Annotated in this window: 8 protein-coding genes and 1 pseudogene; 1 reads left to right on the forward strand and 8 read right to left on the reverse strand. The window is 55.4% G+C overall.

The annotated features are described in order from the left end of the window. From IPN95_27360 to IPN95_27395, 8 genes and pseudogenes are all read right to left on the reverse strand, one after another. On the reverse strand, positions 1-1869 hold a 1869-nt coding region (locus IPN95_27360), incomplete at its 3' end, for a SprB repeat-containing protein (protein MBK9453067.1). A 202-nt stretch (positions 1870-2071) separates the two neighbouring features. Then, positions 2072-2389 (reverse strand): annotated as a pseudogene (locus IPN95_27365) (SprB repeat-containing protein). A gap of 256 nt (positions 2390-2645) precedes the next feature. Beyond that, positions 2646-3215 (reverse strand): SprB repeat-containing protein, encoded by a 570-nt coding sequence (locus tag IPN95_27370; GenBank protein MBK9453068.1) that lies wholly within the window; start codon positions 3213-3215, stop codon positions 2646-2648. Beyond that, positions 3145-4461, reverse strand: a complete 1317-nt coding sequence (locus tag IPN95_27375) for a SprB repeat-containing protein (protein MBK9453069.1) — start codon at positions 4459-4461, stop codon at positions 3145-3147. The genes IPN95_27370 and IPN95_27375 overlap by 71 nt, the downstream gene beginning before the upstream one ends. Further along, positions 4391-5209, reverse strand: a complete 819-nt coding sequence (locus IPN95_27380; protein MBK9453070.1) for a SprB repeat-containing protein — start codon at positions 5207-5209, stop codon at positions 4391-4393. The genes IPN95_27375 and IPN95_27380 overlap by 71 nt, the downstream gene beginning before the upstream one ends. After that, positions 5158-7905 (reverse strand): SprB repeat-containing protein, encoded by a 2748-nt coding sequence (locus IPN95_27385; protein ID MBK9453071.1) that lies wholly within the window; start codon positions 7903-7905, stop codon positions 5158-5160. Before IPN95_27385 ends, IPN95_27380 begins: the two co-directional genes overlap by 52 nt. A 205-nt stretch (positions 7906-8110) precedes the next feature. Continuing rightward, on the reverse strand, positions 8111-17542 hold the full coding sequence (locus tag IPN95_27390) for an HYR domain-containing protein (protein ID MBK9453072.1): 9432 nt from the start codon (positions 17540-17542) through the stop codon (positions 8111-8113). Positions 17543-18447: 905 nt separating this feature from the next. Next, complete coding sequence (locus tag IPN95_27395) at positions 18448-18936, reverse strand: hypothetical protein (GenBank protein ID MBK9453073.1); 489 nt, start codon at positions 18934-18936, stop codon at positions 18448-18450. 821 nt (positions 18937-19757) lie between these two features. On the opposite strand from IPN95_27395, the gene IPN95_27400 reads away from it, so the two are divergent. Beyond that, positions 19758-20522: a hypothetical protein gene (locus IPN95_27400; GenBank protein ID MBK9453074.1), complete on the forward strand. Its 765-nt coding sequence runs from the start codon at positions 19758-19760 to the stop codon at positions 20520-20522. Positions 20523-20785 lie beyond the last annotated feature (263 nt).

Below are 20785 nucleotides of genomic sequence, written 5' to 3' on the forward strand. Positions count from 1 at the left end.
GCTGCTTGTGCTGCAACCGTTGGCATCGGTGATCGTGACGCTGTAGTTGCCGGCGGTCAGGTTGCTGACATCCTCCGTGGTTGCGCCGTTGCTCCAGTTGAAGGTGTAGGCTGTGCAATCTGCGCCGCCGGTGACCGTCAAGTTGATGCTGCCGTCATTGGCGCCGTTGCAGCTCACGTTGGTTCCGCAGACATAAGTTGCGGCTACGCCGGAGCTGACGAGCAATGCTGGCTCGGTCAGCGTGAAGCTTGAGCTGGTTGAACAGCCGTTTGCATCGGTCACTGTCACGCTGTAGTTGCCAGCACGCAGGTTGCTGACGTCCTCGGTGGTTGCGCCGTTGCTCCAGTTGAAGGTGTAGGCTACGCAATCTGCGCCGCCGGTGACCGTCAAGTTGATGCTGCCGTCATTGGCACCGTTGCAGCTTACGTTCGTTCCGCAGACATACGTTGCGGCGACACCGCTGCTGACCAACAATGCTGGCTCGGTGAGCGTGAAGCTCGAGCTGGTTGAACAGCCGTTCGCATCGGTGATGGTGACGCTGTAGTTGCCAGCAGTCAGGTTGCTGACGTCTTCTGTTGTTGCGCCGTTGCTCCAGTTGAAGGTGTAGGCCGTGCAGCTTGCGCCGCCGGTGACCGTCAGGTTGATGCTGCCGTCATTCGCGCCGTTGCAGCTCACGTTCGTTCCGCAGACATAAGTTGCGGCCACGCCGGAGCTGACCAGCAAGGCTGGCTCGGTGAGCGTGAAGCTGCTGCTTGTGCTGCAACCGTTGGCATCGGTGATCGTGACGCTGTAGTTGCCAGCGGTCAAGTTGCTGACGTCCTCGGTCGTTGCGCCGTTGCTCCAGTTGAAGGTGTAGGCTACGCAATCTGCGCCGCCGGTGACCGTCAAGTTGATGCTGCCGTCATTGGCGCCGTTGCAGCTCACGTTGGTTCCGCAGACATAAGTTGCGGCGACGCCGCTGCTGACCAACAATGCTGGCTCGGTGAGCGTGAAGCTTGAGCTGGTTGAACAGCCGTTCGCATCGGTGATGGTGACGCTGTAGTTGCCAGCGGTCAAGTTGCTGACATCCTCGGTCGTTGCGCCGTTGCTCCAGTTGAAGGTGTAGGCCGTGCAGCTTGCGCCGCCGGTGACCGTCAGGTTGATGCTGCCGTCATTGGCACCGTTGCAGCTCACATTCGTTCCGCAGACATAGGTTGCGGCGACACCGCTGCTGACCAACAAGGCTGGCTCGGTGAGCGTGAAGCTGCTGCTTGTGCTGCATCCGTTGGCATCGGTGATGGTGACGCTGTAGTTGCCTGCGGTGAGACCGCTGACGTCTTCGGTCGTTGCGCCGTTGCTCCAGTTGAAGGTGTAGGCTGTGCAGCTTGCGCCGCCGGTCACCGTCAAGTTGATGCTGCCGTCATTGGCACCGTTGCAAGAGACATTCGTTCCGCAGACATAGGTTGCGGCGACGCCGGAGCTGACCAACAAGGCTGGCTCGGTGAGCGTGAAGCTGGAGCTGGTTGAACAGCCGTTCGCATCGGTGATGGTGACGCTGTAGTTGCCAGCGGTCAAGTTGCTGACGTCTTCGGTTGTCGCGCCGTTGCTCCAGTTGAAGGTGTAGGCTGTGCAAGATGCGCCGCCGGTGACCGTCAAGTTGATGCTGCCGTCATTCGCGCCGTTGCAAGAGACGTTCGTTCCGCAGACATAGGTTGCGGCGACGCCCGAGCTGACCAACAAGGCTGGCTCGGTGAGCGTGAAGCTGCTGCTTGTGCTGCAACCGTTGGCATCGGTGATGGTGACGCTGTAGTTGCCAGCGGTCAAGTTGCTGACGTCTTCCGTTGTTGCGCCGTTGCTCCAGTTGAAGGTGTAGGCTGTGCAAGCTTGCACCGCCGGTCACCGTCAAGTTGATCGAGCCGTCATTCGCACCGTTGCAAGAGACATTCGTTCCGCAGACATAGGTTGCGGCTACGCCAGAGCTGACCAACAAGGCTGGCTCGGTGAGGGTGAAGCTGCTGCTTGTGCTGCAACCGTTGGCATCGGTGATGGTGACGCTGTAGTTGCCGGCAGTCAGGTTGCTGACGTCCTCGGTCGTTGCGCCGTTGCTCCAGTTGAAGGTGTAGGCTACGCAATCTGCGCCGCCGGTGACCGTCAAGTTGATGCTGCCGTCATTGGCGCCGTTGCAAGAGACATTCGTTCCGCAGACATACGTTGCGGCGACACCAGAGCTGACCAACAAGGCTGGCTCGGTGAGCGTGAAGCTGCTGCTTGTGCTGCAACCGTTGGCATCGGTGATGGTGACGCTGTAGTTGCCAGCGGTCAGGTTGCTGACGTCCTCTGTTGTCGCTCCGTTGCTCCAGTTGAAGGTGTAGGCTGTGCAAGATGCGCCGCCAGTGACCGTCAAGTTGATGCTGCCGTCATTCGCGCCGTTGCAAGAGACATTCGTTCCACAGACATACGTTGCGGCAACACCGCTGCTGACCAACAAGGCTGGCTCGGTGAGCGTGAAGCTGCTGCTTGTGCTGCATCCGTTCGCATCGGTGATCGTGACGCTGTAGTTGCCAGCGGTCAGGTTGCTGACATCTTCGGTGGTTGCGCCGTTGCTCCAGTTGAAGGTGTAGGCTGTGCAGCTTGCGCCGCCGGTGACCGTCAAGTTGATGCTGCCGTCATTGGCACCGTTGCAAGAGACATTCGTTCCGCAGACATAGGTTGCGGCGACACCGGAGCTGACCAACAAGGCTGGCTCGGTGAGCGTGAAGCTGCTGCTTGTGCTGCAACCGTTGGCATCGGTGATCGTGACGCTGTAGTTGCCAGCAGTCAGGTTGCTGACATCCTCTGTTGTTGCGCCGTTGCTCCAGTTGAAGGTGTAGGCTGTGCAAGCTTGCACCGCCGGTCACCGTCAAGTTGATGCTGCCGTCATTCGCGCCGTTGCAAGAGACATTCGTTCCGCAGACATAGGTTGCGGCGACACCGGAGCTGACCAACAAGGCTGGCTCGGTGAGCGTGAAGCTCGAGCTGGTTGAGCAACCGTTCGCATCGGTGATGGTGACGCTGTAGTTGCCAGCGGTCAGGTTGCTGACGTCTTCGGTGGTTGCGCCGTTGCTCCAGTTGAAGGTGTAGGCTACGCAATCTGCGCCGCCGGTGACCGTCAAGTTGATGCTGCCGTCATTGGCACCGTTGCAGCTTACGTTCGTTCCGCAGACATAGGTTGCGGCTACGCCGGAGCTGACCAACAATGCCGGCTCGGTGAGCGTGAAGCTTGAGCTGGTTGCTGCAGCCGTTGGCATCGGTGATGGTGACGCTGTAGTTGCCAGCGGTCAAGTTGCTGACATCCTCGGTCGTTGCGCCGTTGCTCCAGTTGAAGGTGTAGGCTACGCAATCTGCGCCGCCGGTGACCGTCAAGTTGATGCTGCCGTCATTCGCGCCGTTGCAACTTACATTCGTTCCGCAGACATAGGTTGCGGCAACACCGCTGCTGACCAACAAGGCTGGCTCGGTGAGCGTGAAGCTTGAGCTTGTGCTGCATCCGTTGGCGTCGGTGATCGTGACGCTGTAGTTGCCAGCGGTCAGGTTGCTGACGTCTTCGGTCGTTGCGCCGTTGCTCCAGTTGAAGGTGTAGGCCGTGCAGCTTGCACCACCGGTCACCGTCAAGTTGATGCTGCCGTCATTCGCGCCGTTGCAAGAGACATTCGTTCCGCAGACATAGGTTGCGGCTACGCCGGAGCTGACCAGCAATGCTGGCTCGGTGAGCGTGAAGCTGCTGCTTGTGCTGCAACCGTTGGCATCGGTGATGGTGACGCTGTAGTTGCCAGCGGTCAGGTTGCTGACATCCTCGGTGGTCGCGCCGTTGCTCCAGTTGAAGGTGTAGGCTGTGCAAGATGCGCCGCCGGTCACAGTCAAGTTGATGCTGCCGTCATTGGCGCCGTTGCAAGAGACGTTGGTTCCGCAGACATACGTTGCGGCGACACCCGAGCTGACCAACAAGGCTGGCTCGGTGAGCGTGAAGCTTGAGCTGGTGCTGCAACCGTTGGCATCGGTGATGGTGACGCTGTAGTTGCCAGCGGTCAGGTTGCTGACGTCTTCTGTTGTTGCGCCGTTGCTCCAGTTGAAGGTGTAGGCTGTGCAGCTTGCACCGCCGGTGACCGTCAAGTTGATGCTGCCGTCATTGGCACCGTTGCAGCTCACATTCGTTCCGCAGACATAGGTTGCGGCTACGCCGAAGCTGACCAACAAGGCTGGCTCGGTGAGCGTGAAGCTCGAGCTGGTCGAACAGCCGTTCGCATCGGTGATGGTGACGCTGTAGTTGCCAGCCAGGGAGTTACTGACGTCTTCTGTTGTCGCACCATTGCTCCAGTTGAAGGTGTAGGCCGTGCAGCTTGCGCCGCCGGTGACCGTCAAGTTGATGCTGCCGTCATTCGCGCCGTTGCAGCTCACGTTGGTTCCGCAGACATACGTTGCGGCGACGCCGGAGCTGACCAACAAGGCTGGCTCGGTGAGCGTGAAGCTTGAGCTGGTTGAACAGCCGTTCGCATCCGTGATGGTGACGCTGTAGTTGCCTGCGGTGAGACCGCTGACGTCCTCGGTCGTTGCGCCGTTGCTCCAGTTGAAGGTGTAGGCTGTGCAAGCTTGCGCCGCCAGTCACCGTCAAGTTGATGCTGCCGTCATTCGCGCCGTTGCAAGAGACATTCGTTCCGCAGACATAGGTTGCGGCGACACCGGAGCTGACCAGGAGGGCTGGCTCGGTGAGCGTGAAGCTTGAGCTGGTCGAACAACCGTTGGCATCGGTGATGGTGACGCTGTAGTTGCCAGCGGTCAAGTTGCTGACATCCTCGGTCGTTGCGCCGTTGCTCCAGTTGAAGGTGTAGGCTGTGCAAGAGGCACCGCCGGTGACCGTCAAGTTGATGCTGCCGTCATTCGCGCCGTTGCAAGAGACGTTCGTTCCGCAGACATAGGTTGCGGCGACGCCAGAGCTGACCAGCAATGCTGGCTCGGTGAGCGTGAAGCTTGAGCTGGTCGAACAGCCGTTCGCATCGGTGATGGTGACGCTGTAGTTGCCAGCGGTCAGGTTGCTGACATCCTCGGTGGTTGCGCCGTTGCTCCAGTTGAAGGTGTAGGCTGTGCAGCTTGCACCGCCGGTCACCGTCAAGTTGATGCTGCCGTCATTGGCACCGTTGCAGCTCACGTTCGTTCCGCAGACATAAGTTGCGGCGACACCTGAGCTGACGAGCAATGCTGGCTCGGTGAGCGTGAAGCTGCTGCTTGTGCTGAACAACCGTTGGCATCGGTGATGGTGACGCTGTAGTTGCCAGCGGTCAGGTTGCTGACGTCCTCTGTTGTTGCGCCGTTGCTCCAGTTGAAGGTGTAGGCTGTGCAGCTTGCGCCGCCGGTGACCGTCAAGTTGATGCTGCCGTCATTCGCGCCGTTGCAAGAGACATTCGTTCCGCAGACATAGGTTGCGGCGACACCAGAGCTGACCAACAAGGCTGGCTCGGTGAGCGTGAAGCTTGAGCTGGTGCTGCAACCGTTGGCGTCGGTGATGGTGACGCTGTAGTTGCCAGCGGTCAAGTTGCTGACATCCTCGGTTGTTGCGCCGTTGCTCCAGTTGAAGGTGTAGGCTGTGCAGCTTGCGCCGCCAGTCACCGTCAAGTTGATGCTGCCGTCATTCGCGCCGTTGCAAGAGACATTCGTTCCGCAGACATACGTTGCGGCTACGCCGGAGCTGACCAACAAGGCTGGCTCGGTGAGCGTGAAGCTGCTGCTTGTGCTGCATCCGTTGGCATCGGTGATGGTGACGCTGTAGTTGCCAGCGGTCAAGTTGCTGACGTCCTCGGTCGTTGCACCGTTGCTCCAGAGGTAGGTGTAAGCCACGCAGCTTGCGCCGCCGGTGACAGTCAAGTTGATGCTGCCGTCATTCGCGCCGTTGCAGGAGACATTCGTTCCGCATGCATAGGTCGAAGGAACGCCACTGCTTTCCAGCAAGGCTGGTTCGATCAATTCGCCCGTGGCATAAGCCTGGCAACCATTCGCATCCGTCACAGTCACAGCCACCGCGATTGCAGGCAGACCGTTGATCGAAGCCGAAACGCCCAAGGTGCTCCATGTGTAGGTATAAGGTGTGCATCCGCCAGCAGTATTGACCGTGGCCGAACCGTTGCTTGCACCGTTGCAGCTCACATTGTAGCCGCAAGCGTAGGTGCCCAAGCTGATATTCGCAGTCAACAAAGCAGGTTCGGTCAGGACAATCGTCTCTGTGGTGAAACATCCGTTGCGATCCGTCGCAGTCACCGAATAGGTACCTGCGGCGAGTCCGCTGATGTCCTCGCTCGTCGCGCCATTGCTCCAGATATAGTTGTAAGGAGCCGTTCCGCCATTCACCGTGTAGTCAATCGATCCGTCATTCGCCCCGAAGCAGCTCACGTTGAATCCGCAATTGCGAACCACAGCGCTGATCGCATCGGTCATCAAAGGTGGTTCGGTCAGCGTGATCGAATTCACCAGGAAGCAACCGTTTTGGTCGGTGACCGTCACCGTGTAGGTGCCTGCACCCAAGCCGGTGACCAGTTGTGTGGTTGCACCGTTGCTCCAGGCGTAGTTGTAGGCAGGTGTGCCGCCGCTGACATTCGCGAAGAGCATACCATCGCTTGCGCCGTTGCAGCTGATGTTCCATCCGCCTTGGTACACTTGCGGGATCAATGTGTTTGACAAGCTGTTTGGCGCAGTCAATGTGATGCTCGACGTCGAAGAGCAGCCGTTGGCATCGGTCACGGTCACGTCATACGTTCCGGCACCGATGCTGGACAAGTCCTCGGTCGTGGCACCGTTGCTCCAGAGATAGGTGTAGCTCAAGCAGCTTGCACCGCCGCCGGCGGTCAAGTCAATCGAACCGTCATTCGCCCCGTTGCAAGTCACGTTCCAGCCACCTTGATAGACCGGGCTTGTCGTGGCCGATGTGAGAAGTGCCGGTTCAGTCAGGGTCAATGTCGAAGTCGTCGTATTGCCGTTGAGGTCGGTGACCGTCACCGTGTAGGATCCTGCACCCAAACCATTGGCTGTGGCGGTCGTCTGACCGTTGCTCCACAGGTAGGTGTAAGGCAAGCATCCGCCGGTGGTCGTTACCGTTGCGCTGCCATTGGTGGCACCGTTGCAGGTCACGTTGTAGCCGCAAGCCACCGTCGGGCTGGCGGTTGTCGCTACCAACGGATCGTTGGTGACTGTGACCGTTGCCGCACAGGTGCTGCTGTTGGCGTTCACATCCGTGACTGTCAGTGTTACGTTGTTCACGCCGAGGTCATCGCAGGTGAATGTATTCGGATTCAACGTCGTCGTGGCAATGCCGCAAGCGTCATTGCTGCCGTTGTTGATGCTGCTCGCCAATACCGTCTGACTGCCGCTGCTGCCGAGGTTGATGGTCAGGTTCTGGCAAAGCGCGATCGGCGCAATGTTGTCCTGGACCGTTACCGCTGCCGAGCAGGTGCTGCTGTTGCCGTTGACGTCCGTCACGGTGAGGATCACCGTGTTCGGGCCTGCGACGTTGGCGCAGGTGAAGCTGCTGTTGTTCAGCGTCGTGGTGGCGATTCCGCAAGCGTCGCTGCTGCCGTTGTTGACTGCCGAGGCCGTCGTGCTGCCGTTGCCGGCGCTGTTCAGTTGAACCGTGACTGGCTGGCAAAGCGCAATCGGCGCAATGTTGTCCTGAACCGTTACCGCTGCCGAACACGTGCTGCTGTTGCCGTTGACATCGGTGACCGTGAGGATCACCGTGTTCGGACCTGCAACGTTGGCGCAGGTGAAGCTGCTGTTGTTCAGTGTCGTGGATGCAATGCCGCAAGCGTCGCTGCTGCCGTTGTTCACTGCCGAGGCCGTCGTGCTGCCGTTGCCGGCGCTGTTCAGTTGGAACGGTGACAGGCTGGCAAAGCGCGATCGGCGCAATGTTGTCCTGGACCGTTACCGCTGCCGAGCAGGTGCTGCTGTTGCCGTTGACGTCCGTCACGGTGAGGATCACGGTGTTCGGCGCCGGCGCAGGTGAAGCTGCTGTTGTTCAAAGTCGTGGTGGCAATCCCGCAAGCGTCAGTGCTGCCGTTGTTGACTGCAGAGGCAGTGGTGCTGCCGTTGCCGGCGCTGTTCAGTTGGACCGTTACAGGCTGGCAAAGCGCGATCGGCGCAATGTTGTCCTGAACCGTACGCTGCCGAACAGGCTGCTGTTGCCGTTGACGTCGGTTACGGTGAGGATTACCGTGTTGGCTCCGACATTGGCGCAAGTGAAGCTGCTGTTGTTCAGCGTCGTGGTTGCAATGCCGCAAGCGTCTGAGCTGCCGTTGTTGACTGCCGAAGCCGTCGTGCTGCCGTTTCCGGCGCTGTTCAATTGCACCGTCACAGGCTGGCAAAGCGCGATCGGGGCAATGTTGTCCTGAACCGTTACCGCTGCCGAGCATGTGCTGCTGTTGCCGTTGACATCCGTCACCGTGAGGATCACCGTGTTCGGACCGGCGACATTGGCGCAGGTGAAGCTGCTGTTGTTCAGCGTTGTGGTGGCAATGCCGCAAGCGTCGCTGCTGCCGTTGTTAACTGCAGAGGCCGTGGTGCTGCCGTTGCCGGCGCTGTTCAGTTGAACCGTCACAGGCTGGCAAATGGCGATCGGGGCGACAAGATCCTGGACTGTGACCGTGGCCGAACAGGTGCTGCTGTTACCTGAAGCATCCGTAGCGGTGAAGACCACAGTATTAGCCCCGACATTTGCACAGGTGAAGGTATTTGGACTTACAGTCGCGGTGAAAGGTCCGCAAGCATCAGCGGTTCCAAGCCCAACGACTGATGCGCCGATCGAACCGTTACCCAAGGTATTCAATTGAACCGACGCATTCGTGCATACCACTACCGGAGGCGTTACGTCGATTACCGTTGCAATCGCCGAGCAAGTAGAGGAGTTTCCGCTACCGTCGGTGATGGTGAGGATCACGGTATTCGCACCAAGATTGGCGCAGGTAAACGTATTCGGAGTCAAGCTAGCAGTGAAAACCGTACAATTGTCTCCGGAACCGAGACCAACCACCGAGGCACCGAGCGAACCATTGCCAACGCTGTTGAGGGTAACCGTGGCATTCGAACATACCGCAGTCGGTGCGATCAAATCGCGCACTGTCACAGTTGCCGAGCAGGTGCTGCTATTGCCATTGACGTCCGTCACAGTGAGGATGACCGTGTTGGCTCCCAAATTGGCGCAGGTGAAGCTGCTGTTGTTCAGGGTGGTGGTGGCAATGCCGCAAGCGTCATTCGAACCGTTGTTGACTGCCGAGGCAGTCGTGCTGCCGTTGCCGGCGCTGTTCAAGTTCACCGTCACATTCTGGCAAATCGCATTCGGAGCCTGTACATCATTCACCGTTACCGTAAAGCTGCAAGTCGCAGAACCGCATGGATTCGTCGCCGTGATTGTCACCGTTGTCGTTCCGCGGTTGAAGGTTGTGCCGGAACCTGTACCTGTGCCCGAACCTGTGGTTGCGCCCGAAAGCGTGTAGGCAAGCGTTGGGGTCGGTGCGCCCGTAACGACAGGTGCGTAGGTGACCACTTGCGTGCAGAGGTTGAGCGCCGTGTTCACAGTGATGTTGGCCGGGCAGCTGCTGAATGCAGGTGGCTGACAGCTTACCTCACCACGTACTGCGAAGTCATAAGGATTTTCGTTGCAATCGGTGTTGTTGATCACCACCGTTGCATTGTAGATACCCAATGGAGATGCTACGAAGGTCACCGTGAAGGTCGTGCTTCCACTCGGAGCAACCGTTGCAGGCAAGGTGATGCCGCCGACTGTGAAATTCGAAGCCTGGGCACCGGCCATCGTGATGGTCGAAACCGTCAGGTTGGAGGTGCCGCTGTTTTGAATGGTGAATGTCCTTGTGACCGGAACCGCAGGGAATGGCGTACCGAAATCGGTATGATCCGTCACTGTCGGGGTCAAGTCGCCGTCGACAATCGTCACCGAGTTGCCGGTCACGTTGATTTCCGGCGAATTCACCGTCACGTTGAAGCTGCAAGTTGCAGTTTGACCATTCGCAGCGGTCACAACATAGGTGTTGGTGGTTGTGCCGAGCGGGAAGGCAGCGCCTGAAGCAAGACCAGCGGTGCGCAATGTCGTTTGACCGGGGCAGTTGTCGCTGCCCGCCGGGGTGCTGTAGCTCACCACCGCGCTGCAAAGTCCGGGATCGTTGTTCACCGTCACGTTCGCAGGGCAGGTGATCGTCGGGAGTTGATTGTCGACGACCGTCACCGTGAATGAACAAGCAGCGGTGTTTCCAGCTACGTCCGTTGCAGTTGCATTGACCGTTGTCGTTCCCATTGCAAAAGTGCTGCCGCTTGCCGGGCTGCTCACTACGCTGGAAGAACAGTTATCCGTTGTCGTTACGGAGAACGTTACAGGTGCACTGCAAGCATTCAAGGTGTTGTTCACGCTGATGTTGGCAGGGCAGGCAATCGTCGGATTGGTGTTGTCGATCACCGTTACCGTTGCGGTACATGTGCTCTGATTGTTGTTCACGTCGCGTACCGTCAGGGTCACCGTATTCGGGCCGCGGTTGGCACAAGTGAAGCTGCTTGGGCTCACTGTCAATGGCTGCAAACCGCAAGCGTCTGACGAACCGTTGTTGACCTGCGTAGCCGTGACCGTCGCATTGCCGGAGCCGTTGAGGGCTACTGTCACGTTCTGGCAGACTGCGGTTGGTGCGGTCACGTCTTGGACCGTCACCGTAGCGGTGCAGGTATTCGTATTGCCCGAACCGTCGGTAGCCGTCAGGGTGACCGTGTTGGCACCGACATTGGCGCATCCGAAGGTGGATGGTGCAACCGAAACCGTCGGGACACCGCAGTTATCCGTGCTGCCGTTGTTCACCGCTGCTGCAGTCACCGAACCCGATCCGCCTGCATTCAACTGGATCGTTACATTCCGGCAGATTGCAACCGGAGCCTGCTGATCTACAACATTCAAGTTGAAGGTGCAGTTCGCGGTATTGCCGTTCACGTCCGTCGCTGTCAGGGTCATCGGAGAAACCCCGATCGGTGCACTGGCAAGGTAGGCAGGGCTTTGGGTCACCGAAGCGACACCGCAGTTGTCGTTGACAGTCGCTGTGTTGGTGCTCGTGATTTCAGCGGTGAAGTGTGTGTCGTCACAACCTGCGTCAAATTTCGGATCGATCGCGAAGTCGATGCGGTCGCCGCAGGCAACTGTGGTAGGAACATTCAGCGTGACCATCGAACCGGGGATGTTCAGGTAATTCTGGATCTCCACACCGTTTTTGAAGACGCGGATGTTGGCACCGTCGCCGCAAGAGGTGTTGCGGTCATAGAATTGAATCCGGATATTGACTGCTCCCGAATACGTGCTGATCCACCTGCGAACGGCCCATTTCAGGTCATTCACACCAGGGTGGCCACCATTCGCATCCAAATAAGGCGTGCTGAATGCTTGGGCGTCCTGCCATACGAATCCAGTCCAGGTCGGAAGATTCGTAAAGTTGTTGGAGGAGTTGGCGAAATATTGACCGTAGAACCAGTTGCGATAGCCTTGACCTCCGAAGAAGTCCGTGCTGCTGTTGGTGATCAGCGTGGTACCCGTGGTGATGAAATTCGGAACCGTTGCCTGGCAGAATCCATCGGCACACATCGTGATTGGAGCAGGGCAAACGATCGTAGGAGGTGTATTGTCGCGTGTGATCACGACATCATCCTGCGAATCCGCGCAAAGGCCGTTCAACAATGTCCAGCGGAAGGTATTCGGTCCGACACCCAAGCCTGTGACACCCGAAGTCGGGCTCGTAGGTGTGGTGATCGTGCCGGTACCGCTGACCAGGGTCCAGGTGCCGCCACCTGTGGTCGGGGTATTGCCAGCCAAAGTCGCAGTTGTGGTACAAACCGATTGATCAGGTCCTGCATTCGAAGCTGTGAATTGATTGACCGTTACCGTCACCGTCGCGCAGTTGGTTGTATTGCAGGTGCCGCTTGCACGCACAAAATACGTTGTTGTAACCGTTGGAGTAACTGTGACAGAAGCTCCAGTTCCCACCAACGTGGTTCCGCAGCTTCCCGAATACCAGTTGTAAACCGCGCCGGTTCCCAAAATGCCACCCACTTGTGTGAGCATTGTCGGGGTTCCGTTGCAAACCGTGGTCGTGCCAGAAATGGAGGAAGGTTGGGTCGAACCGGTGTTGATCGTGATGACCACATCATCGGTCGAGGCCAAACAAGGTGTATTCGAGATCGTCCAGCGCAGGGTGTAGCTATTGCCGGCTACGCCCGTGAAGGAAGAAGTCGGACTGGAAGCGGTTGCGATCGAACCGCCGGTTCCCGTGATGATGCTCCATGAACCGGTACCGTTGACCGGGGTATTGGCCGCAAGCGTTGTGGTCGTGTTGCAAGTTGCCTGATCGGGACCTGCGTTAGAGACCGTTGTTGCTGGGGTTACCGTAATGGTGCCTGTGGCAGTGGAAGTACATCCTGACGCGCTCGTCACCGTCACCGTGTAAGTCGTGGTAGCCGTAGGCGAAACCGTTAACGTTGGTGTCGTTGCGCCGGTGTTCCAAGCGTAGGTCGCTCCTCCCGAGGCAGTCAGCGTCGCAGAGGATCCGAAGCAAATATTCGTGCTACCTGTGACCACAGCCACCGGCAACGGATTGACCGTCACCGTGCGCGTTGCAGTCGAGGTGCAACCGGCGCCGCTGGTAACCGTGACCGTGTAGGTCGTCGTTGTGGTCGGATTCACCGAAATCGAAGCCGATGTTGAACCCGTGCTCCAGAGATAAGTGCCGCCGCCGGAGGCGGTCATGGTCGTGGATTGACCGTTGCAAATCGTGTTGGTTCCAGAGATTGCTGCAACCGGCAACGGATTGACTGTAACCGTTCCAGATGCCGTAGCCGTGCAACCTGCAACACTGGTCACTGTCACAGTGTAGGTTGTCGTCGATGTTGGATTCACCGAAATCGAAGCCGATATCGCACCATTGCTCCAGAGATATGTACCACCGCCGGAAGCCGTGATCGTGGCAGTTTGCCCGTTGCAAATCGTTGCACTCGTAGCTGCTGCGGCTGGTAGCGGATTGACCGTCACCGTTCTCGTTGCGGTTGCTGTACAACCGGCGCCGCTTGTAACGGTAACCGTGTAGGTCGTCGTTGCAGTTGGATTCACAGAAATGGAAGCAGCAGTTGAACCCGTGCTCCAGAGATATGTGCCGCCGCCGGAGGCGGTCAAGGTCGTGGATTGACCGTTGCAAATCGTGTTGGTTCCAGAGATTGCTGCGACTGGCAATGGATTGACGGTCACCGTGCCAGATGCCGTAGCCGTGCAACCTGCAACACTGGTCACTGTCACCGTGTAGGTCGTCGTCGATGTTGGATTCACCGAAATCGAAGCCGATATCGCACCGTTGCTCCAGAGATATGTGCCACCGCCGGAAGCCGTGATCGTGGCAGTTTGCCCGTTGCAAATCGTTGCACTCGTAGCTGCTGCGGCTGGTAGCGGATTGACCATCACCGTTCTCGTTGCGGTTGCTGTACAACCAGCACCGCTAGTAACGGTAACCGTGTAGGTCGTTGTGGCAGTTGGATTCACAGAAATGGAAGCAGCAGTTGAACCCGTGCTCCAAAGATAAGTGCCGCCGCCGGAAGCGGTCAAAGTCGTGGATTGACCGTTGCAAATGGTGTTGGTTCCGGAGATTGCAGCGACTGGCAATGGATTGACGGTCACAGTGCGCGTTGCCGTTGCTGTACAACCTGCCCCGCTTGTAACTGTTACCGTGTAAGTCGTTGTTGCCGTCGGACTCACGGAAATCGAAGCAGCAGTTGAACCTGTGCTCCAGAGATATGTGCCGCCGCCGGAGGCGGTCAAGGTCGTGGCTTGACCGCTGCAAATCGTGTTGGTGCCTGTGATGGCAGCGACAGGCAATGGATTCACGGTCACTGTGCGTGTTGCTGTTGCTGTACAACCTGCCCCACTTGTAACCGTTACCGTGTAAGTGGTTGTTACCGTTGGACTCACGGAAATCGAAGCAGCCGTTGAACCTGTGCTCCATAGATATGTGCCACCACCAGTAGCAGTCAGCGTCGTTGAACTACCCGTACAAATTGTATTCGTGCCTGAGATGGCTGCAACGGGAAGTGGGTTCACGGTGACCGTACGAGATCCAGTCGATGCGCAACCATTGTTGGTCACGGTGACTGTATAAGTTGTAGTGGAGGTTGGTGCAACGTTAATGGAGGCGGTGGTTGCGCCATTGCTCCAAGCGTAGGTACCACCACCCGTTGCTGTAAGCGTCGTGGATTGCCCCGTGCAGATTGAATTGGTGCCAGAAACGGTCACCACTGGGTATGGATTCACGGTGACGGTTGTGGAAGATGTCGAAGAACAGCTTCCACCAAGGAAAAATGTCACTTCCATGTTCTGCGAAACAGCGGTACACGTTCCAGTTCCCAAACCGCCCCAGTTTTCGTTGTTGATCTCAGGACGGACGACAAAAGGGCCTGCTCCATCGCAATTGCAAGAACTCGTGTTTACGTGCAAAACCACACCAGGAGATCCAGAGCAAGGTGATAATCCTGCCACGCAACCTGTAGACACATTCCAGGTATTGGCACCATCGACGATCGTTACAGCCGTACCAGTGCGCAAAGCGTTGGCAATCGCCAAAACAGATGCTGGATTGGTAACCGTCAATCCGCCTGGATTCTGAGAGCCACGAACAACCAAACTTGTATAGTTGTAGGAACCCAATAGTTGACTTCTGAAGTTACACCAGTTGGTGGCTTGAGTAACCGGAATGGCGCTTTGAGTAAAATTCTCATTGTAGGAGATTTGCGACACGGTACTTGCCGTCAAAGTATAGGTTGTGGTCGAAGTTGGAGATGCGATCGGATTAAGGGCTGAAGGATTCGACAATCCAGCACTTGGACTCCAAGAAAATACTGATCCGTTGGAAGTCGCATTGAGCGTGGTTGACGAACCGGAGCAAATCGATTGATTGGCACCAGCGTTTACGGTAGGTGATGGAGTAACATTTATTGTAACCGTATTGGAATAAGTAACAACACCGCACAAATCGGTGGCACGACGTCTAAAACAAGTTGTCGAAGCCAATCCTGATGGCGGATCATAACTTGCAGCCGTTGCTCCAGAGATAGTAGTGAAGCCGCCTGTACAATTGACTTGCTGCTCCCATTGGTAACTGACACTGCCAGCGCCAACAGCGGCCGTAGAATTTGCTAGGATGCTCGGATCCCCACTCGCACAGATCGTTTGGCCTCCACCAGATATGGATCCGCCATTGGCAGAGATTGGCGTCAATCTCACAGCACCATATGAACCGCCGCCAAACTCCTGAATGTCAAGAAGCACGGTCGAACCAGCAGTCAAATAGTAATTCCCAATGAATGCATTGGTTGCGCAACAACCACCGTTGGCTACAAGTGTTCCATTGATGTAGAGCCAATAATTGTCGTCGAAGTCAATTGAAACACTGTAAAGACCGCAAGGGAAACCTTGCCGCATCATACGGAAAGTGTGGTTGTCATCGGTTACTGAACAACCATTCCAACCAGCTGCGGTGCTGGGATTGCTACCGCTACCCCAATCGTTTGTAGAAATATTGGAAAGCGAATTGCGGACATAATAACCGCGGTACCCACCATTGTTATTGAAGTAGTCGTTGAAACCATAGTTATACCATTGTCCATCGTTAATGTAGGAGAATGGGCTACCTGAAGGTGCTGTAACGATAACTTGGGCCACTGATGAGTATACAGCAGGGCAGGCTCCGTTTTGCACCAGAGCGCGTACTTGCCAAGTGCCGACAGTTGTGAAACAACAGTTGCTCGGTGCAGTGGTGCTGCCGCCGCCTCCCCAGTTCACAAAACCGCCGCCAGGCGGTGCATATTCCCATTGAACAACCGTTCCAACGTGCCCTGACAAGGTATGTTGTGTTGGTACGACACCACTGCAACCAAAGATTGTTTGAGAGGCAGGGCTCACTGTACCGCCAACGGAAGTCGCAGATACAGTCACCGTTGTCGTTGCATCGATGCAGCTAGGGCTACAATTTGTATAACACGAAGTCCATGTTCTTCGCAAGTAAGTCCATGTGCCGGCAACTGACGGCACGTTGCCAGCAAGAGACTGAGAGTTGTTTTGTCCTAGGTATTCCCATTGACCATTGCTTGGGTTGTTGCGGTACCACTCGATAAAAAGAGAGGAGGCGCCCCCACCATTCGTGGAGTTGACACTACTATTGATATTCACTGCGGATCCAAGGCAAATCGTGGAGGCAGACGGGGAAATGCTACCTGGCGTAGGAGTTGGACAGGCAAGTTCCTTGTAGTAGTTCATGGTAAACGCATTTGCCGAGGTTCCAGTACAGGCATGCGAATTATAGGAATAATAAGGGGCAATGATCACATAATAGGTTCCACTCGAGGGACATGTCCATTGGAAATCGTTTGGCTGCCAAGTATTGAAGGCCCCAGAGCATGAACCGTCCACTCCAGAAAGTATCCCACAAGCTGAATTTGTGATCTTGATATCTGGATCCCAGTTGGAAGTAATATTGCCACTTCCAGGTGCATTGGGGCAGAGGTCAAAGTGATAAATGTAGCCCGCTTCCCCGTTGAAGCTGGCCACATATGCGCCGCCGTTTCCACAGTTTCCGGAAACGTTGTAGGCATAGACAGATGTTCCAATCGTACCTAATGCGGCATCAGCCGGGGTACAACTGCCGCAAGGCCTGGGAGCTGTATAGTATACTTCGAAATATTGCCTGTTAATATAGTGGTATTGGGTGTTGCAGAAAGTGTAAGTGTAGGGCCAAGTATTCCCTTCCCAATTCGTATACGTTACCGATCCAGAAGATACGCCATTCCCGTAGGATCCCCAAACATCAAATACATCCGTACGATTAGAGCAACAGATGCCCGACAAAGAGGTTCCGTTGTTTCCAGCAGGTCCAGATACCCGGTAGCGAATCTCTGATCCATAACCTGCATTTTGCGAATAAATTGTACAGTAGCTGCGCGTGTCATAAACAGTTGAGTTAACCGGCAAGCCGTTGACAGTATAATTGTATCCGCAGTAGCCCGTTGGGAATGCCCCATCAGGGCAATAAGATGTTCCATAGATCGGGTAATAGTCTGTGACAATTACGGGGTCTACGGTGACCGGATACACTCTGCTTGGATCCTTGAACCAAGAAGCAGGCATTTTCAATCGAAGAAGCCATTCCTTGCTGGAAACCTCCACAATTTCATAAAAACCATGGACCTGGTGCTCTTCCAGCTTGTCTAATCCCTTATAGTTATCCCAGATGTTTGCCTCGAGGATTCTAGTCTTCACTTTTCCGAATTCATCCGTGATGATGACGTCTCCTTGCCAACCCAATTGCTTTTCGGCGCCTCTCGAGACATCCTTGCTGATTTTCCATCCGATAGGCAATTCAAAAGATTCCTCAAAAACGACAACTTCCCCTGTTGTTGCAAGGAAGGTCTTGTCCAACACCTCAAAACTGGATTTCAAACCGTCCAGACCAAAGCGCAATTGATAATTCATGCTAGGCATGAAATTAGAGTAGTTACATATCTGCTCCCCAATTGCTCTGTGGGATGTATTTCCTTTTGATTCGCTGACAATTTCCCCTATGCTATTCATCTGAAAAACGCGATTCGTTTTTCCAAAAGTGATGCCTTCGCCGTTTGACGTAAGGTGGAAAAATGCCGATGCATCGCGGGCATCAAAATCAATCGGATACTTGATTTCACTCATTACATACCTTCCTTCAATTCCCGCAGGAACCAAGGTCTCTTTAACATTTCTCCATTTCCCATTCCTATCAAGGTAATTGATGGGCGTCAACGCCGATTGCCTGAGGCACATAGCACCCGTTGAAAGATTGTAAAAATAGGTGGAGAACTCGCTTCTTCTGTCCACCAATTCAATAAAATCCGGAACTACAACTCCAGCCGAATCCTTGAGTTTCTCCTTTCCATAATCTGGATGCGCCCGCGAACGCAAAAGCTCTTCGTTTGTTGGAATACCCTGTTCAACGGGAGTTTCGCTACCTACCGACGAAGGCGACATCCAACCATTCGATTCCAAATAGCTGCGTTTTGCAAGATCATGGGCCATTGCGTCAACTCCCTGATCTCCAGTTCTAAGAAATTTTGGAAATCCAATTGGAAGATCTTCGATTGCCGGAATGCTGGAATTGGGTTGAGGTGCGAGACTAGACGCCCCTCCCATCAATTGCTCCTCAGGATGCGCTTTGATCCAAGCCTCCTTTTGGACCAGCATTTGCTGATGCTCATTTTGTGGAATCGGACCTGGCACTACTTGGCCTTGTGCTAACAATACCATTGGGCTAACCAATACGGCGACTCCCAAAATGCACCCGGTAATAAATTTGTGGATTCTCATAAGTCTTGCGATGAAATCTTCCTTGGATTGAGGCGAGGGAATTATTGGTTGCTCCTGTTTTTGGGATCAGTTGCATCGTTGGGCTGTGGTACACGCAGTTGATCGCCTTCCTTGGTTGGATGGCTAGCCTTCATGCGATGATATTCCTCCATAGACTCCGCAGCGTTTGCCTTATCTTGTTCCGTGAGAACCCTAGGTTCGTTTAGATGAACTACGGGGATTGAAGGTGGCGACAACGGGGCAGGCTTGCCAATGCCATTGCCAAGGGGCAAAGCTGCTGTACTGTCGGAGGGGATTCTAAACGACATATTCAAATCACTGGATGCGTCTGTTGCGACTTTCGTGATTCCAATGGGAGAAGGCGAGGCATTGATCGGCCGACCAGCTGCATCACGATTGGGAGAAGTCACAATGATGCCGTCCACACTTTTCGAGGTAGGAACCGCCCCACCTTGCGCCTTGACGCTTCCGAAAAAGGCAAGAATCCCGACGAGAAGCATCGAGCCATTCAAAACGTTCCGTATTTTCATAACATTCACCAATTTTCAAACCCAATAAACAACTATACCACATCACCAAAAGGCAATGCGGTTCCGTTTCAACTACCAATTGTGGGTTTCCCCAAGTGTGCCTTCGTCCAAAACAGTTGATTGACTTCCAGCAAACCGAATCTAAGTAAGTAAGAAAATAACCATAAAGCAAGCGCATTTAAAAAAGGATCCTGCAAAACGCGGGACTCAACTTTCCTCAAAATCCAGTATACAACGACTGAGAGACCGTTCCGATGCATTCGCAATTCCCAGAGACAAACTATCGAGATCTGTCAAGCAAAATCACAACACTCTATTTATCAAATACTTAACTAGACACAAAACTCAAATGCCTCCCCGACACCTAGTCCCCAAGACCCAAAAGCTCCCCATACAGTGCCAATTGGCAAGTCATTGTTGCCCATTACGGATGTAAGAATTCAGTGGGATTTTGATCAGAAAGAGATTTCAGCATCGCCCGACTTTATGTGGATAAACCATTCGATTCCGATCGAAGCCCAACGAAATCGACCTGCAATTTAGTCGATTGGCCAAGTCCATTTTCGACCTCGATCCGACAACATCAGAGCTGACTTTTCCGACCGGCTGCTGGTAACTGACGGGAATTTCATTTGCTTTAAGAAAAAAAACGTTGCAGCAAACCTTCCGATGCAACCACTCCTACCATCGCCATCCAAGTCCAAAGCATCCTGAAATCACTGGCAAAAAAGCTACTCTCCCTCCTCACCTGCCTCGGCCTTTGGTCGGGCATCACATTTGCCCAAGGGGCAGATGCCGTTGGAATTCAAGACAGTACCGGCATGCCCGGTGACAATTTCAGCCTTGAAGGCGCCCTTCAACAGTTTAAAGAGGCCACCTCTCTCGAAGACTTCGAGCAGCGTCTCAATACGGAAGCCAACGGCGTCAACAACCTCGACCTCAACCAAGACGGCGAAACGGACTACATCCGCGTCGAGGACCATCTCGAAGGCAATGCCCATGCCATCGTATTGCAAGTCCCTGTCAATGAGACCGAATCCCAAGACATCGCCGTCATCGAATTGGAGAAAAACGGTGAATCTTCAGCCATCCTGCAGATTCTCGGTGACGAAGAGGTCTACGGCGAACAGGTCATCGTCGAACCCACCGGCGATGACGTAGAAAACAGCAATGGCCGCGGACCCGCCATGCCCGAAATCACCTATTCCCCTGCCGTGGTCGTCAATGTCTGGGGCTGGTCGACCGTGCGGTTTGTGTACGCACCTGCTTACCGTCCCTATGTTTCACCTTGGAAATGGCGGCACTACCCAGGCTGGTACCGCCCATGGCGTCCGGCGCCTTGGCGCAGACACCATATTCTATGTGCACCCTTCCGCGCGCATTACCGTCCCGTAACCACCCACCGCGTCGTCGTCGCGCACGGGGTTTACCGCCCCCACCGCCATACCTCGGTCGTCGTCGTGAACCACTACCGTCCGGCAAGGGCGCATTACCAAAAGCGCCAAGTCACGGTCGTCAAAGGTCCAAGAGGCGGCACCAAAGCAGTCGTGGTCCACAAAGGTCCAAGGGGCGGCCGCAGAAGGTAAATCGCCAGTGTGATAAGGCATCTCAATTTGCCAACTCGGATGAGATTCTGGGTTGTCAAATTCTGTTTTTGAGGGGGCGCGAAGCAGCGGCATCCTGCTGCACGTAGACTGAACATTTGCCTCCTGTGTAGCCACAGCAGCCGAGCTTCACCGAATTTCTCATCCCAATTGATTCAAAAAAGCGAATCCAAAAAAACTCTGCAGACTTTGCGTTTTCTTTCGTCAGTTGAAACGGAAAGTGCGCAAAGGTTCGCAGAGGGCAC

The organism is Bacteroidota bacterium, assembly GCA_016718825.1.
Lineage (GTDB): Bacteria > Bacteroidota > Bacteroidia > J057 > JADKCL01 > JADKCL01.